The sequence below is a fragment of the Methylobacterium sp. CM6257 genome (assembly GCF_054611515.1).
Window position 1 is genome coordinate 2197916 of sequence record NZ_CM137735.1, and the last position, 16103, is coordinate 2214018.

A 16103-nucleotide genomic window follows, 5' to 3' on the forward strand; every position below is an offset into this window, starting at 1 on the left:
GCGCGGGGCCGCCCCCGGTCAGGCGGCTTCGACCTGCGCCTCGGCGCCAGCCCGCGGGGGTGCCGAAGCACGCCTCTTCTTCCCGGCACGCTCGACCTTTTTGGCCGGTGCCTTGGCTGACGGCTTGCCCCGCGCCTTATCCTTGCTCCGGCCGCGTCCCGGCGCCGGTTTGATCCGCTCGCCGTCCTCGGCCGCCGCGAGCCGCGCCTGGAGCAGGCCGAGAACCGCCGCCTCCTCCGGCCGGAGGCGTGACAGGTCCTCGCTCAGCTCCGATTCGACCGCGTCCTTCACCTGCAACAGCAGGCCGCCCTCCAGGTAGCAGTCGAGCACCTGCGGGTGGATGTAGCACTTGCGGCAGATCGTCGGCGTGTTGCCGAGGCGGCCCGCGACGCTCTCGATCGCCGCCCGGATGTTGCGCTTGGCCCCCGCCTCGCTGTCGAAGCTCTCGAACTCGCGCAGCGCCAGGGCCGCCAGAACCGTGCCGGCCCAGGTCCGGAAGTCCTTGGCGGTGAAATCCTCGCCGGTGATCTCGCGCAGATACGCGTTCACGTCCGAGGAGGTGACGTCGCGCTGCGCGCCGTCCGCATCCAGGTACTGGAAGAGTTCCTGTCCGGGCAGGTCCTGACAGGCCTTCACGATCCGGGCAACCCGCCGGTCCTTCAGGGACACATCCCAGGTCTTGCCGCTCTTGCCCTTGAAGCGGAACGACAGGGCCGCACCCTCGATCCGGACATGGGGATCGCGCAGGGTGGTCAGGCCGTAGCTCTTGTTGGTGCGGGCATAATCGTCGTTGCCGACGCGGATCAGCGTGGTCTCGAGGAGATGGACCACCGTGGCGAGCACCTTCTCCCGCGACAGGCCCGGGCGCCGCATGTCGGCGTCGACCTGCTGGCGGATGCCCGGCAGCGCGTTCGCGAAGGCCATGATGCGCGAGAACTTGTTCGCCTCCCGGGCCTGCCGGAACTCCGGGTGGTAGCGATACTGCTTCCGGCCCTTGGCGTCCCGGCCGGTCGCCTGGATATGGCCGTTGCTCCGGGGGCAGATCCAGACATCCGTGTAGGCCGGCGGGATCGCCAGCGACCGGATGCGATCCAGCACGGCCTTATCCCGGACCGGGGCGCCCTTCGCGTCGAGGTAGCGGAATCCGGTGCCGCTGCGCCTGCGCGTCAGGCCCGGCCGGCTGTCGTCGACATAGACCAGCCCCGCCTCCTCGGCCGCGGCGCGCAGGTTTCCGCCGCTCACTGCCGTCTCGTCACACGCCATGACCCGCCGCTCCCGTGTACGCCGCCGGGCTCGGCACCCGGCGGGAAGGCCTTGGTCAACCGGCCGCGCGGGAGTGCCGTTCCGGGCCAGCGCATCAGTCGCAGGACGATTCGCGGCGGCGTGTTAGAGGGAGCCCATGGACGCCGACATCGCCCGCGAAACCCTGCCCGTACCGATGCGTCGCCTCGTCTTCGTGGTGACCGAGGATTGGTTCTTCGCCTCACACTTCCTGCCGCTGGCGCGGGCCGCGATCGCCATGGGACTCTCGGTCGCCGTCGTGACCCGGGTGCGGGCGCACCGCGCCGCCATCGAGGCGACGGGCGCGCGGGTCGTGCCCCTCGAGGCCGAGCGGGCGAGCCTCAACCCGATGGCCGCCGGCTACGCGGCCGGGCAGCTCGCCGCGATCCTGAAGGCGCTGCGCGCCGATATCGTCCACTGCATCGCCCTGCGTGGGATCCTCGTCGGCGGCACGGCGGCCGCGCTGGCCGGTATCCCGGCCCGCGTCTACGCGCTGACCGGTCTCGGTCTCATGGGTGCCCGGAGCGACCGGATCGGGCGCGCCGCTCGGCTCGCCCTGCGGGCCCTGATCCGGGGCCCGCTCGCCTCGACGCGCACCCGCTTCCTGTTCGAGAACCCGGACGACGCGCGCGCCCTCGGCCTCGATCCCCTGGAGCAGTCGGTGACCGTGGTGGGGGGCGCCGGGGTCGACCCCACGGCCTACCGGCCGCAGCCACTGCCGGCCATGCCGCCGCTCCGGGTCGCGGTGGTCTCCCGCATGCTCTGGTCGAAGGGGATCGATGTCGCCGTGGAGGCGGTGCGCCTCGCCCGCGCGCAGGGGGCACCGGTGGAACTCGCCCTGTACGGCGCACCGGACCCGTCGAACCGCCGCGCCATCGCCGAGGCGACGCTGCGGGACTGGAGCCGTGACGGCGTCGCTTGGCACGGGCCTACCACCGACGTCGCCGCGGTCTGGGCCGACCATCACGTGGCGTGCCTGCCGTCCCGAGGCGGGGAGGGGCTCCCGCGGACGCTGCTGGAAGCGGCGTCCTGCGGCCGGGCGCTGGTCGCGTCAGATGTTCCGGGCTGCCGCAGCCTGGTGCGCGAGGGGGTCGAAGGGCTGCTCGTCCCGCCGGGCGACGCGCCGGCCCTGGCGCACGCCCTGGTGCGCCTCAGCGGCGACCCCGGGCTCGTGGCCGGCCTCGGAGCGGCGGCGCGGGCGCGGATCGAAACCGGCGGCTTCACCGAGGCTGCGGTCTCCGACGGCGTCCGCGCCGTCTGGCGCGACCTGCTGGAGGCCTGACATGCGCGCCCCCGACGATCCCGCCGGCTTCATCCGGGCCAATACCCGCCTGCGGCCTGTCCCTCACGCGCCCGAGATCCATCTGCACGTCGCCGACGAGGCGACTGAACTGTGGCAGAAGACCGAGGATGAGCTGCAGGCGATCGGGCTGCCGCCGCCGTTCTGGGCCTTCGCCTGGGCGGGCGGACAGGCGCTCGCCCGCTACATCCTGGACCATCCCGCGATTGCCGGCGGCGCCCGGGTCGTGGATTTCGCATCGGGATCCGGTCTCGTGGCGATCGCGGCGGCCCATGCGGGGGCGCGGCACGTAACCGCCAGCGACCTGGACCCGTTCGCCATGGCGGCGATCCGCCTGAACGCCGCCGCCAACGGCGTCGCCGGGCTCATCGATCCGGTCTCGACCGATCTCCTCGGCACCGAGCCGCAGGCCGATCTCGTGCTGGCGGCCGATGTCTTCTATGAGCGCGATCTGGCGGAGGCTGTGACCGGCTGGCTTTCCGGCCTGCAGGCGCGGGGCGTCACGGTGCTGATCGGCGATCCGGGCCGCACCTACCTGCCGCACGAGCGGCTGGACTGCCTGGCGACCTACGCGGTGCCGGTCTCGCGGTCCCTGGAGGATGCCGAGATCAAGCGCAGCCATGTCTGGCGGCTGCGGGCCTGAGGCGGCGGGCCGACCGATCGTCGCGGCCGCGGCACGCGCACGGCCGAGGGTTCATCCGGGGCCGGAATGCGCTACCCTCGGCGCGGTTCGGGTCGCGTGCCGGGCATGCGCCAGGGTGTTCGATGTCCCGCGTCGGGGCGTGCTGCGGCGGAAGGTTTTCTGGTGAGTGTCGAGTCGAGCGTTGCGCCGAGCCGTCCCCGCGTCGTCGCCTTTTCCGGCAGCTCCAAGCGGCCTTCGCGCACCCGCATCCTGGTGGAGGCGCTCGGCGCCGAGCTCGGGCGCCTGCGCCGGATCGATCTCGCGGTCTACGACCTGCTCGACGCCGGTCCCGGCCTCGGCGCCACGCAGCGCGACGCGCTGTCCGAGCCGGCCCGCCAGCTCATCGAGGCCATCGAAGGCGCGGACGCCCTGATCGTCGGAACGCCGGTGTACCAAGGCGGCTATGCCGGGCTGTTCAAGCACGTCTTTGACTTCGTCGACCCCGCTCGGATGGCCGGAATGCCGGTGGCGCTGACTGCCACCGGCGGCGGATTGCGCCACGCCCTGGTGGTCGAGCACGGATTGCGGCCGCTGTTCGGGTTCTTCGCGGCCCATGTGGCACCGACATCCGTCTATGCGGGGTCCGACGACATGGTGGACGGGCGGATCATCGACGAGACCGTCGCGGCCCGGCTCGGCGCGGCGGCAAGCGAATTGGCGGCCCTGCTCGGGGTGCGGGGCGCGGGCGAGGCCCGGCCACCCGAGTAGCGGTATACTCCCCCGAGCGGTCGGCAGCCCTAGATCCCCGCGCGGGCCACGCTTACCCGCGAGGGATCATGTCAGGTTCTCCGATCACGGCCGGCAAGGTTGCGCCCGCGCCGCATCCCGCCACCTACGTCACGGCCTCCGGGCTGCCGCGCTATCATCCCGTCTCGCAGGTGCTGCACTGGCTGAATGCGGCCCTGGTGCTGGCCATTCTACCGCTGGCCTGGGTGGCGATCAGCCTGCCGCCTTCGCCGGCCAAGGGCAGCATGTTCGTGCTGCACAAATCGGTCGGCCTTACCATCCTGGCGATCGTCGTGCTGCGGATCGTCTGGCGGATGATCCGGCCCGCGCCCCCGGATCCTCAGGCGCCGCGGCTCCTGACGCTGATCGGCCGCATCAACCACTACCTGCTCTACGCAATCTTCCTGATCATGCCGGTCAGCGGCTACTTGCTGAGCGCGTTCTCGGGCCGCGACACCCCGTATTTCTGGCTGTTCACCGTCCCGGGCCTGCCGAAGGACGACGCGGCCCAGAATGTGGCCGAGGCGATCCACGTCGTCGGGCAGTGGTTCGTCTACGCCCTGGTGCTCCTGCACATCGCCGGCACGGCGTGGCACCTCGTGATCCGCCGCGACGGCCTGCTGGAGCGGATGCTGCCGGTCCAGGACGGCCGCGGAGGATCCCGCTAGCCGCTTTGCGCCGCGCTCAGTCGACGCGGCGCAGGATGAAGGTGGTCCCCACCTCCGGGTCGCGCCGCCAGCGGCCGTCGCCGTTCGGGACCAGGTCGAGGCTGTGGCCGCGCTTGGCGGTGAGCGTGATGCGGCCGTTGGCGTAGCGCCAGCGGATCGGATCGAACACCTCCAGGCCGCCGTCGTGACAGCCGGGGACGATGCGGACGCCGCCGCCGGTCCCGTCGAGGGTGATCCGGCAGGTATCGCGCGCCTGGAACCGATCCAGGGCGTAGACGCCCGGTGCTGGACCGGCCGTCGCCGTCGAGGCGGGCTGCAGCTCGGCCGGAACCGGAGCCGCAGCCTTCAGCTGGGTCGGGCTCGCGGCGGCTGCCGGGGCCGGCTCGGTCCCGATCCCGAGGGCGTCCGCCGTCGCGCCACCCGGACGCATCGCCGCGATGTCGAGGGGAACGAGGCTGTAGTGTTCGCCGCTCTCCGCCCGGGCGACGAGGCTGCGCTGGTCCGGCCGTCGGGCGAAATCGAGGATCGGACGCACGTTGCGGTCGACGAGGCGCACCGCCCCGTCGACGAAGAGCCATCCGGCGACTCCGTTCATGACCGGCAGGGCACGCCGGCAGCCCGCCGGAAAATTGACCCGCCGGCCGGCCTCGCCGTTGTCGAGGGTGAGCGTCATCACGCAGCGACGGTTCGTGCCGTCGCGGGACAGATCCCAGGTTCCGGGCACCTCCCCGAGCTTCTCGGGCAGGCTGGGCGGGGCCGGAGGAGCGGCGAGCGGCGCGGGCGCCTCCGCCGGGGTACCCGGATCGGGAATTGGCGTAAACGTGTCCTGGGCCGCCGCCGGCCATGGGATCAGGGCCAGGGTGGCCAGCAGGGCGGCCTGTGACGGTCTCACGCGGTCGGTCTCCAGGGCGTCTCGGTGACGGGCGTCAGCGGGCCCCGCCCCTCGAACCACGAGACGACGTTGTCGACGACGAGCTGCGCCATCGCGGCACGGGTGTGCTCCGAGGCCGAACCGACATGCGGGAGAAGGACCGTGTTGTCGAGGGCGGCCAAGGCTTCCGGCACATGCGGCTCGTTCTCGAACACGTCGAGGCCGGCCCCCAGGATGGTGCCCGCCTTCAGCGCGGCGATAAGCGCAGCCTCGTCGACGAGGCTGCCGCGGGCGACGTTGATCAGGATGCCCTCGGGGCCGAGCGCTTCCAGCACAGCTCGATCTACCAGGCCCCGCGTATCGGCGCCCCCGGGCGCCACCACGATCAGGATGTGGACCGCCCGCGCGAGACCGATCAGGCTGTCGTGATAGGTGTAGGGCACATCCGCCTGCCGGCGGCGGCCATGATAGTCGATCTCGACGCCGAAGCTCTCGAGGCGCATCGCGACCGCACGGCCGATCCGGCCGAGCCCGAGGATGCCGACCCGCCGCCCCCGCAGGGAGGCCGTGAGCGGGAAAGGGGCTTTGGGCCAGTGGCCGGCACGCAGGTAGCGGTCAGCCTGCGGGAGCCGCCGCAGGGTCGCGAGCACCAGTCCCACCGCGAGGTCGGCGACCTCGTCGGTGAGCACGTCCGGGGTATTGGTGACGATGATGCCGCGCCGATGCGCCGCCACGGCGTCGACGGCGTCGTAGCCGACCCCGAAATTCGCGATGAGTTCGAGGTTCGGCAGCCGGTCCATCAGGGCCGCATCGACGCCGACCTGGCCGCCGACGCACAGGCCGCGGATCCGCGGGCCGATCTCGGCCAGCATCGCCTCCGGGTCCACGGCTCCCGCCAGTCGATGCACGGTGAGCCGTCCCTCGAAGGCGGTCTCGACGAGCGGGTGCATCTTTCGCAGGATCAGGATCTCGGCCGGTGCATCAGGCATCGTTCACTCCCACATCAGGCCGTTGCGCGGCCTCTCTCGGCCGGCCGCCGGTGCGGCCGGCTCCCGTTCCCGGCATACGGCCTGCGCAGGGTGCGGCGCCAGTCGGGGCGGCGGCGCGGCGGTGACATCCGGCCGCCGGCACCGGGCGGCCATTTGACCGGAACAGGGCTCGCCCCTTTCGAAAACCGCGCGCGATGCCTACTAAGGACGACGCATCATCGCGAGAGCCATGCACCGCCCCATCCCTGAAGACGAAAACCGATGACCAGCCCGCGCACCCTCTACGACAAGATCTGGGACGACCACGTCGTCGATGTCCAGCCGGACGGCTCCAGCCTCCTCTACATCGACCGGCACCTCGTTCACGAAGTGACGAGCCCGCAGGCGTTCGAGGGACTTCGCGCGGCCGGCCGCAAGGTGCGCCATCCGGAGAAGACGCTGGCGGTGGTCGACCACAACGTCCAGACCTCGGACCGCACGAAGGGCATCGACGACCCCGAGAGCCGCACCCAGCTGGAGGCGCTCGCCGAGAACGTGCGCGATTTCGGCATCGAGTTCTACGACGCCCTCGACCGGCGCCAGGGCATCGTCCACATCATCGGCCCCGAGCAGGGCTTCACGCTGCCCGGCCAGACCATCGTGTGCGGTGATTCGCATACCTCGACGCATGGCGCCTTCGGGGCGCTGGCGCATGGCATCGGCACCTCGGAGGTCGAGCACGTCCTCGCCACCCAGACGCTGGTGCAGCGGAAGGCCAAGAACATGCGCGTCACCGTCGACGGCACGCTGCCGCCGGGGGTGACCGCGAAGGACATCATCCTGGCGATCATCGGCGAGATCGGCACCGCGGGCGGAACCGGCCACGTCATCGAATATGCCGGCGAGGCGATCCGCGCCCTCTCGATGGAGGGGCGGATGACGATCTGCAACATGTCCATCGAGGGCGGCGCCCGGGCCGGCATGGTCGCGCCCGACGCGACCACCTTCGCGTACGTGAAGGACCGGCCGAAGGCCCCCAAGGGCGCGGCTTTCGACGCGGCGCGCCGGTACTGGGAGAGCCTCGTCACCGATGCGGGCGCCGATTTCGACCGTGAAGTGCGCCTCGACGCCGCGAACCTCCCGCCGCTGGTGAGCTGGGGGACGAGCCCCGAGGACGTGATCTCGGTCCAGGGCCGCATTCCGGACCCGTCCGAGATCACCGACGAGAACAAGCGGCAGTCAAAGGAGAAGGCGCTGGCCTATATGGGGCTCACGCCAGGCACCAAGATCACCGACATCACCCTCGATCGGATCTTCATCGGTTCCTGCACGAACGGGCGCATCGAGGACCTGCGCGAGGTCGCGCGCATCGTCGGCGACCGCAAGGTGCACGAGGGCGTCTCGGCGATGATCGTGCCGGGCTCCGGCCTCGTGAAGGCGCAGGCGGAAGCCGAGGGTCTTGACAGGATCTTGAAGGCAGCTGGCTTCGACTGGCGGGAGCCGGGCTGTTCCATGTGCCTCGGCATGAACCCGGACAAGCTGCGGCCGGGCGAGCGTTGCGCCTCCACGTCGAACCGCAACTTCGAAGGCCGGCAGGGTCCGCGCGGGCGCACGCACCTCGTTTCCCCCGCCATGGCGGCGGCGGCGGCGGTGGCCGGGCGCTTCGTCGACATCCGGGAGTGGCCGAGAGGCTGAAATCCCGATTGACGGCGACGGCTCCGTTGCCTAAACGGAGCCGTCGCCGGCCGATGGCCGACGGCGAGCCCAGGTGGCGGAATTGGTAGACGCGCTGGTTTCAGGTACCAGTCTCGCGAGAGGTGAAGGTTCGAGTCCTTTCCTGGGCACCAATTGCCTGACAGCAGCCCGCCAAGTCGTTGGCGGGCTTTGTTGTTTCTGAGGTGCGGGATTTGTCTGTACCTCGCGGGCCATCCGAGACCGGCCTGCAGTCCGCGTACAAGTTGCGCTCTCGTGGCTTCCGTCGGCTTAGCCAGATATCGCCATCAACTGCCACTCGGACGCGCATTTCTCGGCCGCGACCGGCGCGCCGGGCTGAGTCCGACCATGTCCGAATAGCTCCACATCCCCCTTGAGCGCCTGAAGCGTACCGGCGCGATCTCATGCCGGCGATGGCCGAGCACGACGGCATGCCCGCCGGGAGTGCCCTTCGTCAGGTCGCGGAACGGGAGAACATCATTGCTGCAGTCGAGGTCGAGGCAGTCGCGGCCGGAGAAGCAGATCGGGCCCGGCGGTTATGAACACCGCCTTCATCCTCATGACGCAGAACGGTCCCCGCACCGCAACCGGGAGGAAGAGCCGACTCCCTCATGGACAGCGGAGCTGGCTCACTGGGGACGCAGCAAACCAGATTTAACGATCCGTTAACCGTCGGCCAGCAAGCTATTGCCGGTGCCGCGCGGGCTTGGACCTGCAGCTGGCCAGGATCAGCCAGGGCCTCAGCCATGATCGAAGCCGCCATCCTCGCCGCCGTGGCAGCCGCACTGGGCGCCGCTGCGGCCGGCGCTGTCAGTGGGCCGGGGGCCGAATGATCACCGCGGGCTTTCTCATCAGCCTGTCGGGCGTATCCGCCGGGATCGGGCTTGCTGTCGCCGCTCTGGAGCGTACGTCGCTGCGCCGGGTACCGCGGGGACGGCAAGGGATCGCCAGGGCGCTGAGCCGCCGCGTGGCCTCTTGGGATTAGTGGATCGGGCACCACCAGTCACGGCAGCAGATCTCTTGCCGCAGGCCCGAACCGAATCGCCGTCGCACGCATCAATAGGGCGTACATCGCCCAGCGGAATGCGATGTCAGGATTTGGGCAGGCTGGCCGTGAGCCCGCCGGGCCATAATCCGGCCTCAACTTGCATCAATACAGAGTTCGCCAGCCGGGAACGAAGCGCCCGGCCGGCGTTTACTGTACTGCGGTGCGATACGCGTGCGGCATCGCGGCCCTGTCACTGGGCATTTCCTCCCTAGACTTTCGGCCGCTCACCTGGGTGGCCGTTTTCTTGTCTAGGCCTGTTTCAACGACAGTGATGTGGGTTAGTTCCTGACAATCTGTTGCGCCCGTCAGGCTTAGCAGCTCTGTATGCTGGCACCGATATGCTTGGATATGGTATTCTAGAATTGGTGCTCTAGACCCGGCGCCACCTCAACCCGCCCGGCCTCGCTGCGGCGGGTTTTTGATTGCCCGGAACCCGGCCCGGCGCGCAATTTGGTGATGCGCCACCATCCAATCGGCAGACCTGCTTGCGCTAGATCAACATCGACCCGCAGGGAGGCGTCATGCTGGATTGGTAGTTGGATCGGGGAAGGTGCTTGTTACCCCCCTTACGATGCACCTTGGGTCGACCCACGTAAGCCGCCGCGCCCGCGAAATCCCGCGGCGGGCTACTCTGGACGCCGCTACTCGACGGTGCGCCAGTTCAGGGCGGCAGATCCGGCCCCGGCGCCGTGGGCTCACCTGATGGAACCGCTTGGCGCTGGTCCGAGTCACGCGACGTTCCTCGCGAGACTCCACCTTCTGCCCGCCCGGTTCACCGCAGCGGGCTTTTTCGTATGCGCTCTCGTCTCTACCCGATCACCAGCCGGATCAGCAGGGCGGCCACGACCGAGCTGGCCACCGCCATGCCAAGCAGGACCGGGCTGCTGAGCTGATCCGTTGTGTCGACGTCCTCGCCCTGACGGCGGTGGGCCGGCGTGTTTGCGCTCATAGAGGTACCTCCTGGAGAGGACAAACGCGGCTACCTAATCGCCGGCTATGAGCCCCCTGCTCACGGCAAATCGGACCAGATCGGCATCCGTCATGATGAAGTCGCCCATCTGCCAGTGCTGAAACTCGTCCCCGCATGGAGTCACCATGATCCCGTTGGCGTGCAGGGCTGCCACAGCATCCTGGGCAACAGGACAATCAACAGCCCGCTGTCGGCCCCTTTCGAGCAGCTGGATCAAACCGGTGATGACTGCGATGGCACCCCGATGGACAGTCCAAGAGCCATCGCGCGTCGGCAGAATTCGCATTATGAATCCGCCCGTGGTCGAACTGCACAGATCTTATAGACCTTTCAGCCGCTGACAAGTCGAGATAGTGCGAATTAGACTGTCATCGAGAACTGCGCAGCTTCGAGCACATCCAACCCAGACCCAGAGCCGCACCCACTCCGCCCGCCCGGTTGGCCGCGGCGGGATTTCCGCTTCGGCAACCGTTCGGCCGTACGGCGTCCGGCATGTCCGACCTCCCGCCCGCCGTCGCCTCGTGGCGCGACCAGATCGAGCGCCTGTCCCCGCACGCCTCGCCATGCCGGCATCTCGCGCCGACCAAGTGGGCCGGGATCCGTGAGAGCGCGCTGGGCTTCTGCGACCAGTTCGGTGCCGAGGCGTACCGGCTCGGCTGGACAGCGCCGCAGCTGTTCGGCGTCCACCCGCAGCACGGCACGATCCGGGTGGACTATTGCGGCGCGCTGATGATCGGTGCCGAGCCGGTGCGCAGCGTCGAGGCCAACCGGATCCTGTTCGAGCGAACCTCGGCCTATCGGAACGGACCGGGCCAGCAATGGGGCGTGCCGGTCTGGGAGTTCGCGGCGAAGAGCGGCTGATACGTTCTCGGGGGAGCACAAGGTGTGTCAGCGTGTTGGCCCCATGGCACTGCCCTGATCACCCTGATCGTGGTGGTCCGGTTCGGCCGTGACATCGCCTACGCGGCCAGCACATCGCTCCCGCGGCGGGCCTCCTCGCGCCGAACGAACGCGCCCAAGTGGATCGGATGCCCGCCCGCGGTCGCGGTGATATGCCCGCCAACCCTATGAGCCGCACGATGAAGCTGCTGAGGTGCGCCCGCCCGGTCTCAGGCGATGGCGGTCCCACCGCCGAAACCGCGCTCATGCAGCAACCTGCCGACAAGCTTCGTCATGACGGCGGCCAAGCCGTCCCGCAATCTGCTCTCCGACAGGCTTTCCATGTCGGCCAGCACGAAACTGACGCCGGTCTTGCTGGCGCTCCCGAGCGCCTCGTCGCGGATGCAGAAGGCCGTAAAGCAGCCGTCGGCGGATCGAAACTGCTCCGCCAACCGCATGTGCCGATCGTATCCGGGCGTGTCCATCAAAGCCTGCCGAACGGCATCGAACAGGTCCAGAGCCGAGACGAGGTGAGAACGCGCGGGGCGCTCCAGCATGGCATCGATAAGAGCGAACGGGTCCATGATCGGGCTCCCTGCTCTGTCGTCCCGTGCCGAGACGACTTGGGGGCGAGGGGGCACTCTGAACCGGGGGGCCGGTGCGTACTGTGACGGCAATCACTCTGGGAAGCCGACGCCACAGCCATCCGAGCGCGCGCCTCCGTCAAGCGCTCCTAGACCGTGCGGATCGGCATGTCGGCAAGGACTCTCCCGACGATTTGCCGTGCCATCCCCTGATCAAGGTCCAGCTGTCAAAGGTCACAGACGACCCGCGCGGCAATTCGCAAAGGCTGAGGTCTTTTGCCCCTCTCTGACCACCTCATCGAACCCGGGAGCGCTGATCCCAACGCAGCGAGCCGCCCCCCCTAGTTGGGCCCGCGCCGGGGGACGACGTCGGCCCTGACCGGGCCTCCGACGTCCGGATCCTCGGGCGGGCGCTGCGGCGACGCAGCTAAGCCCTCTTCAGGCCGGGCCGGGATGGCGTGCCTTAGGTCGGAGCGTCAGCCGCACGCTCACCGCTCACGTGCCGGTCATCGCCCTGACCTCCATCACCTCGATGGAGGCATTGGGGATCTGCAGGTGCGGATGTTGCTCGAACATCCGCGCAGCCGCCTCGTGCGACTCCGCTTCGGCGAACGCGTACAGCATGATGTCGTTCTTGGTGTCCGAGATGCCGTCAGACGAGATGCGCTTCGTCTTGCCGCCGGCTTCGGTGCCGCTCACCGTCCCGGAATGCTCGCGCATCCAATCGTCCCACGCCGCCCGCATCTTCTCCTCGGCCGGCCCACGCGACTCCGGATCCGTTCTCTTCCACTTCTCGACGACCGAGGAAGGCACGAGATACAGGACGAGAAATCTCTTCATGGGCCTCTCCTCTGGAATGCCGAGCTCGGGCCGAAGCCGCGTCGCCGCTCGAAGCCGGTCTCCATCAGAGACAGGGGGCGCCGAGCCTGCAAGTCGCTACGCCAGGAACCCCCTGCGGACGTAGACGGCTCGTATGTTCGGCCTTGCTGCCCGGGCATGCGCGCAAGATGGAGGCCGGTTAGGGCGGAGTCGAGGCGTTCCCCTCGACCGCGGCAGTCGCGGCTTGTCGCTCAGGAAACGAGAAGATCATCTGATCCGGCCCGTCCTTCGGTCCTGAGGTATCGCTCGGCGCCGGCTGCAGCGCGCAGCTGGAGCGCCTCGATGCAGTTGTGGCATGCCTGCGGGTAGAGCGCTTCAGCGGTTACGGCCTGCCCTCGTTCGCCGAGCTGGTGGACTGCACGCGCCAGCTCAGTCGCAATTGCCCCTGCGACAGCGGCCGCTCGGGCCCGATCGGCAGATGTTGCAGCCGTCGCCGCCTCCGGCCAGCGGCAGCCTGGAGCGGCACCGCGACCTGACGGTTCGCCATACGCCTCAAGACCCTACTGGCGCTGGCCGCCCTGTGAAGCATGCTGACCGCCTGCCAGGGGCAGGACGCCAGCACCTTCCGCTGTATCGAAACTCGGTCCTCGATACCGTGGAACAGATCTACGCCACATCCTGTGAGGCCGCGGACGGCGAAGCGAATACCCGGACGAACTGCTCCGCTTCCGAGGATCTGTTCGGCGGACAATTGGGCGTGCGGACACGATTCTGGTGTGAAAAAGGGTGTTTCCGTTCCTAGGCAGCAGGGCGGGGTGTTCGCATTCCGTACCCGGTGTGCCCTGGGCGCGGCAGCCGGGCTGACGTGCCTCTGCTACGCAGTGGTGTCCCTGGATGCCGCCTATGCAGACCCGTCCGATCCTGATCCGAGTTGCCCTCGCCCTGGTGTTGATGGCTGCCTTGGCGGCACTGGCGGATGGCGTGGCCCGTCACGAGCTGCGTCAGGCCACAGGCGATACATTCTTGGCCTCTGCCTCGATCGACGCGCAGTCGGCCGGCGCTTCCCACGATGAGTAGCCGGTCGGCTCACATCCGGGGCTTGGCCTTGGTCGTCGCGCTCACCGGTAGTGGGCCGGTCTCGGCCCTGGCGGCTGAGCCGGCCGGCCTGCCGGCTCTCGAGCGGGCTTGGCACGGTTGCGTGCGCCAAGCGTACGATCGTCAGCCCGAGCACGGCAGCCGGGCGGGACGCGAACGCAACGCCCTGGACGAGTGCAAGCCGCACGAGGATGCCTACGTGGCAGCCCTGATGGCGGCCCGGCCAGATGCCGACCTGCCCTTGGGTGGTTGGGCGCGGACGTGGGCGGCGTATGTGGCGTTTGTCGTAGATCCGGTGAAAGCCTGGATCGAGGCACTGCGGCGCTAACTCGGCCGTTCGAGCAACGGAGGGCTCGGCAGCCGACAAGGAACCAAGGTGAACGGACCGTTCACCAATTGTGCGCACTTGCACGGGCCGCCGTGATCCCGCCGGCACCTCCCAACGTTCTGCCGGCACACTCACCGGAGACGGCCGCCATGCCGATCCTCAATCCTATGACCGGCCAGAGTGTCGAGATTATCGTGCCCCGGCCACAGCCCAAGAGAGCTTGAGTCTCCAGCAGCTTACACCCATGTCTTGTGGGCTGCGAGCGTACCTCACCGTGCCATAGGCCGGGCGCATTCGCCTACGAGCCGTAGCCCGCCCTTGACACGCACAACACAGGCCTCGCTCTGACCGAGCGGAGCACGCCCATGACATCGTCCGACCTCAACAAGCCCGCCGAACTCACCCTCTGGTCCAGTCGCAATCCGGCCCATACTGCGCAAGGTCACTCTTTTCCGACCCTGCGCGCGGCGCTTGCGGCCGCGACCGAGGCTATGGCTGCTGGCGACGCCCAGCCGTGGATCATCACCGAAGCCGGCGACATCCTGGCGCCCGGCTGGATCCGCGCCAACGCCGTCACGCGACAGCTGCAGTGACAGGCCATGGGCCGGCGCTTGCGGTGTCCAGTTCCCCCGCCACGCCGACCCTCACGCGACCGCTCGGCCGAGGCATCGCGGGCGGCGCGCGGGGAACTGGCCCGCACACCGCCTGTCGCCGCGTGTCCGCCCGCAACAGCGCCGTGGGGGTCGCGAACACCCCGGGCGCATCAGCAAGGGGAGCTACCGCTGTAGCAGGGACGGCACAGCCATCGCCAGCTCAGTCGGGCCGAGAGCCTCAAGCGGCCTTCCTGCGCCGGCGCGCCTCCGAGGCCCCGGCGACGGTCTCGACCGGGCGTGCGGATTTCGCAGCCGTCTTCTGGCGCGGCTGGCCCAGGCCGATACTGCGAGCCATTGCGGAGCGCTGCTCGGAGTAGCTGGCGGCCACTGAGGGGTAATCCCGAGGCAGGCCGTAGCGCTCGCGATATTGTTGGAAGGTCAGCCCATGCGCGCCAAGGTGGCGCCTGAGCGTCTTGTAGGGCCTGCCGTCGATGAAGCTGATCAGCGCATCGGGCGTGATCGACTTCCGGATCTGAGCTGGTGTCGGCTTCTCGATTGCCGGAGCTTCGGATGCTCCACCCTGGTCGAGGCCGGATAGTGCAGAGTAGATGTTGGCGATCAAAACTGGCAACTCAGCGGCCGGAACGCTGTTGTTCGCCACGTAGGCGGCCGCGACCTCGACAGCCCGTTCGATGCGAGTGTTCCGTGAGATGGCTGTGGTCTCGCTCATTTGACACCCCTTTACGTATAGTACGTACGAACGGGATAGTTACTTCCAGAAGTCAAGTGGTCTGCTCGGAACTCTAGAGCGCAACACAAGCCTTTGTCCGCTAGATGACACGATTCAAGTGTCGCGTGCTGGTCACGCATATTTCAGCTGCTTGACTGCTGCGGAGAACGCGATCCATCTGCCTCTCGGCAGGAACCTTCCTGAGGTTATCGAGGCAGCCGGTCCGCTCGGGCGCGGTTCCGGCGACAAGCGGGAGAGCAGGGGCAGCGATCTTCTCGCAACCCAAGAGGCCCGACAGCTGCGCGACACCGAGGTGACCGACCCGGGCGTGATCCGGAGATCGCTGGATGCCCGTCTGCAGCAAGGCCAGGAGCCCACCAAGGCCGCCGTGCGCATGGAACAAGCTTAGCCTTAAGAGCGTTTGCGGGGCGCCAAACCGGAGAAATCCATGCTCAAGGCCTTTACCGCACTGGTCCCTGCCCTGGCCCTCGCTGCCGTCATTTCGGCAGCGCCTGCCTCAGCCCGAACGGTCATTATCAAGAGGGGCGGTCACCACCACGGGATGTTCCACCATCACCACCATCATCACGGCAAGACCGTCATCATCAAGCGGCACCACTGAGAACAAGCCCCGCCGAAACGGGCTCACGTACCTGAGCTGCGGTCGCGAGATCGGCTGCAGCTTGGACACTCCAGAGATCCGAAGGGAACCCGCCCCAGGCATGTACCGGGGCGGGTCACCGTCACTCAACGGGCCGTTTACCATGCGCCCAGAAGCATCGGCACGGAACCGGAGCACCGTGCCCAGCCATGCTTGATGTCCTGTTCTGGTGGTGCACCGCCGTAGC

General features: G+C 68.7%; 19 protein-coding genes and 1 tRNA gene. 11 read left to right on the forward strand and 9 right to left on the reverse strand.

The features are described 5' to 3' along the window. Positions 1–18 precede the first annotated feature (18 nt). The gene (locus tag ACYCO6_RS10810) at positions 19–1263 is read right to left on the reverse strand and encodes a DNA topoisomerase IB (protein WP_459771769.1); all 1245 of its coding nucleotides are present in this window, start codon (positions 1261–1263) and stop codon (positions 19–21) included. 136 nt (positions 1264–1399) lie between these two features. Here ACYCO6_RS10810 and ACYCO6_RS10815 point away from each other — a divergent pair, with 136 nt between their 5' ends. The 4 genes from ACYCO6_RS10815 (at position 1400) to ACYCO6_RS10830 (ending at position 4657) form a co-directional block, all read left to right on the forward strand. After that, positions 1400–2563, forward strand: a complete 1164-nt coding sequence (locus ACYCO6_RS10815; RefSeq protein ID WP_459771770.1) for a glycosyltransferase family 4 protein — start codon at positions 1400–1402, stop codon at positions 2561–2563. A 1-nt stretch (position 2564) separates the two neighbouring features. After that, positions 2565–3224 (forward strand): class I SAM-dependent methyltransferase, encoded by a 660-nt coding sequence (locus ACYCO6_RS10820; RefSeq protein ID WP_459771771.1) that lies wholly within the window; start codon positions 2565–2567, stop codon positions 3222–3224. A gap of 162 nt (positions 3225–3386) precedes the next feature. Beyond that, positions 3387–3971, forward strand: coding sequence for an NAD(P)H-dependent oxidoreductase (locus tag ACYCO6_RS10825; RefSeq protein WP_459771772.1), 585 nt, complete (start codon positions 3387–3389; stop codon positions 3969–3971). Positions 3972–4039: 68 nt separating this feature from the next. Then, the gene (locus tag ACYCO6_RS10830) at positions 4040–4657 is read left to right on the forward strand and encodes a cytochrome b (protein WP_459771773.1); all 618 of its coding nucleotides are present in this window, start codon (positions 4040–4042) and stop codon (positions 4655–4657) included. A gap of 16 nt (positions 4658–4673) precedes the next feature. Here ACYCO6_RS10830 and ACYCO6_RS10835 read toward each other — a convergent pair whose 3' ends face one another. Together ACYCO6_RS10835 and ACYCO6_RS10840 are read right to left on the reverse strand one after the other, a co-directional pair. Further along, positions 4674–5549, reverse strand: a complete 876-nt coding sequence (locus tag ACYCO6_RS10835; protein WP_459771774.1) for an AprI/Inh family metalloprotease inhibitor — start codon at positions 5547–5549, stop codon at positions 4674–4676. Continuing rightward, positions 5546–6517, reverse strand: a complete 972-nt coding sequence (locus ACYCO6_RS10840) for a 2-hydroxyacid dehydrogenase (RefSeq protein ID WP_459771775.1) — start codon at positions 6515–6517, stop codon at positions 5546–5548. The genes ACYCO6_RS10835 and ACYCO6_RS10840 overlap by 4 nt, the downstream gene beginning before the upstream one ends. Positions 6518–6778: 261 nt before the next feature. Here ACYCO6_RS10840 and leuC point away from each other — a divergent pair, with 261 nt between their 5' ends. Both leuC and ACYCO6_RS10850 read left to right on the forward strand, forming a co-directional pair. Next, positions 6779–8191 (forward strand): 3-isopropylmalate dehydratase large subunit, encoded by a 1413-nt coding sequence (gene leuC / locus ACYCO6_RS10845; protein WP_459771776.1) that lies wholly within the window; start codon positions 6779–6781, stop codon positions 8189–8191. Between the two features lie 67 nt (positions 8192–8258). Then, a tRNA-Leu gene (locus tag ACYCO6_RS10850) sits at positions 8259–8343 on the forward strand. Between the two features lie 1722 nt (positions 8344–10065). Here the strand turns inward: ACYCO6_RS10850 and ACYCO6_RS10855 are convergent. Together ACYCO6_RS10855 and ACYCO6_RS10860 are read right to left on the reverse strand one after the other, a co-directional pair. Next, on the reverse strand, positions 10066–10206 hold the full coding sequence (locus ACYCO6_RS10855) for a hypothetical protein (RefSeq protein WP_459771777.1): 141 nt from the start codon (positions 10204–10206) through the stop codon (positions 10066–10068). 34 nt (positions 10207–10240) lie between these two features. Continuing rightward, positions 10241–10513 (reverse strand): hypothetical protein, encoded by a 273-nt coding sequence (locus ACYCO6_RS10860; RefSeq protein ID WP_459771778.1) that lies wholly within the window; start codon positions 10511–10513, stop codon positions 10241–10243. A gap of 206 nt (positions 10514–10719) precedes the next feature. Here ACYCO6_RS10860 and ACYCO6_RS10865 point away from each other — a divergent pair, with 206 nt between their 5' ends. Beyond that, positions 10720–11088, forward strand: coding sequence for a hypothetical protein (locus ACYCO6_RS10865; protein ID WP_459771779.1), 369 nt, complete (start codon positions 10720–10722; stop codon positions 11086–11088). A 248-nt stretch (positions 11089–11336) separates the two neighbouring features. Here ACYCO6_RS10865 and ACYCO6_RS10870 read toward each other — a convergent pair whose 3' ends face one another. Continuing rightward, the gene (locus tag ACYCO6_RS10870) at positions 11337–11690 is read right to left on the reverse strand and encodes a hypothetical protein (protein ID WP_459771780.1); all 354 of its coding nucleotides are present in this window, start codon (positions 11688–11690) and stop codon (positions 11337–11339) included. Positions 11691–12185: 495 nt separating this feature from the next. Next, entirely contained in the window at positions 12186–12530 is a 345-nt protein-coding gene (locus tag ACYCO6_RS10875; RefSeq protein WP_459771781.1) for a hypothetical protein, read from the reverse strand. An 882-nt stretch (positions 12531–13412) separates the two neighbouring features. Here ACYCO6_RS10875 and ACYCO6_RS10880 point away from each other — a divergent pair. The 3 genes from ACYCO6_RS10880 to ACYCO6_RS10890 all read left to right on the forward strand — a co-directional run bounded on the left by ACYCO6_RS10880 (position 13413) and on the right by ACYCO6_RS10890 (position 14525). Next, on the forward strand, positions 13413–13586 hold the full coding sequence (locus tag ACYCO6_RS10880) for a hypothetical protein (protein ID WP_459771782.1): 174 nt from the start codon (positions 13413–13415) through the stop codon (positions 13584–13586). Continuing rightward, the gene (locus tag ACYCO6_RS10885) at positions 13579–13932 is read left to right on the forward strand and encodes a hypothetical protein (RefSeq protein WP_459771783.1); all 354 of its coding nucleotides are present in this window, start codon (positions 13579–13581) and stop codon (positions 13930–13932) included. Before ACYCO6_RS10880 ends, ACYCO6_RS10885 begins: the two co-directional genes overlap by 8 nt. Before the next feature lie 365 nt (positions 13933–14297). Then, the gene (locus ACYCO6_RS10890) at positions 14298–14525 is read left to right on the forward strand and encodes a hypothetical protein (RefSeq protein WP_459771784.1); all 228 of its coding nucleotides are present in this window, start codon (positions 14298–14300) and stop codon (positions 14523–14525) included. Positions 14526–14763: 238 nt separating this feature from the next. Here the strand turns inward: ACYCO6_RS10890 and ACYCO6_RS10895 are convergent, their stop codons facing one another. Continuing rightward, positions 14764–15255, reverse strand: a complete 492-nt coding sequence (locus ACYCO6_RS10895; protein ID WP_459771785.1) for a Ros/MucR family transcriptional regulator — start codon at positions 15253–15255, stop codon at positions 14764–14766. A 151-nt stretch (positions 15256–15406) separates the two neighbouring features. On the opposite strand from ACYCO6_RS10895, the gene ACYCO6_RS10900 reads away from it, so the two are divergent. After that, positions 15407–15664, forward strand: a complete 258-nt coding sequence (locus ACYCO6_RS10900) for a hypothetical protein (RefSeq protein WP_459771786.1) — start codon at positions 15407–15409, stop codon at positions 15662–15664. Between the two features lie 108 nt (positions 15665–15772). Here the strand turns inward: ACYCO6_RS10900 and ACYCO6_RS10905 are convergent, their stop codons facing one another. Next, the gene (locus tag ACYCO6_RS10905; RefSeq protein ID WP_459771787.1) at positions 15773–15946 is read right to left on the reverse strand and encodes a hypothetical protein; all 174 of its coding nucleotides are present in this window, start codon (positions 15944–15946) and stop codon (positions 15773–15775) included. Positions 15947–16103: the final 157 nt, after the last annotated feature.

Coding starts and splice junctions, on each gene's coding strand:
- ACYCO6_RS10810 (WP_459771769.1), bottom strand. CDS start 1,263: ATGGCGTGTGACGAGACGGCAGTGAGCGGCGGAAACCTGCGCGCCGCG.
- ACYCO6_RS10815 (WP_459771770.1), top strand. CDS start 1,400: ATGGACGCCGACATCGCCCGCGAAACCCTGCCCGTACCGATGCGTCGC.
- ACYCO6_RS10820 (WP_459771771.1), top strand. CDS start 2,565: ATGCGCGCCCCCGACGATCCCGCCGGCTTCATCCGGGCCAATACCCGC.
- ACYCO6_RS10830 (WP_459771773.1), top strand. CDS start 4,040: ATGTCAGGTTCTCCGATCACGGCCGGCAAGGTTGCGCCCGCGCCGCAT.
- ACYCO6_RS10840 (WP_459771775.1), bottom strand. CDS start 6,517: ATGCCTGATGCACCGGCCGAGATCCTGATCCTGCGAAAGATGCACCCG.
- leuC (WP_459771776.1), top strand. CDS start 6,779: ATGACCAGCCCGCGCACCCTCTACGACAAGATCTGGGACGACCACGTC.
- ACYCO6_RS10855 (WP_459771777.1), bottom strand. CDS start 10,206: ATGAGCGCAAACACGCCGGCCCACCGCCGTCAGGGCGAGGACGTCGAC.
- ACYCO6_RS10860 (WP_459771778.1), bottom strand. CDS start 10,513: ATGCGAATTCTGCCGACGCGCGATGGCTCTTGGACTGTCCATCGGGGT.
- ACYCO6_RS10865 (WP_459771779.1), top strand. CDS start 10,720: ATGTCCGACCTCCCGCCCGCCGTCGCCTCGTGGCGCGACCAGATCGAG.
- ACYCO6_RS10870 (WP_459771780.1), bottom strand. CDS start 11,690: ATGGACCCGTTCGCTCTTATCGATGCCATGCTGGAGCGCCCCGCGCGT.
- ACYCO6_RS10875 (WP_459771781.1), bottom strand. CDS start 12,530: ATGAAGAGATTTCTCGTCCTGTATCTCGTGCCTTCCTCGGTCGTCGAG.
- ACYCO6_RS10880 (WP_459771782.1), top strand. CDS start 13,413: ATGCAGACCCGTCCGATCCTGATCCGAGTTGCCCTCGCCCTGGTGTTG.
- ACYCO6_RS10885 (WP_459771783.1), top strand. CDS start 13,579: ATGAGTAGCCGGTCGGCTCACATCCGGGGCTTGGCCTTGGTCGTCGCG.
- ACYCO6_RS10890 (WP_459771784.1), top strand. CDS start 14,298: ATGACATCGTCCGACCTCAACAAGCCCGCCGAACTCACCCTCTGGTCC.
- ACYCO6_RS10895 (WP_459771785.1), bottom strand. CDS start 15,255: ATGAGCGAGACCACAGCCATCTCACGGAACACTCGCATCGAACGGGCT.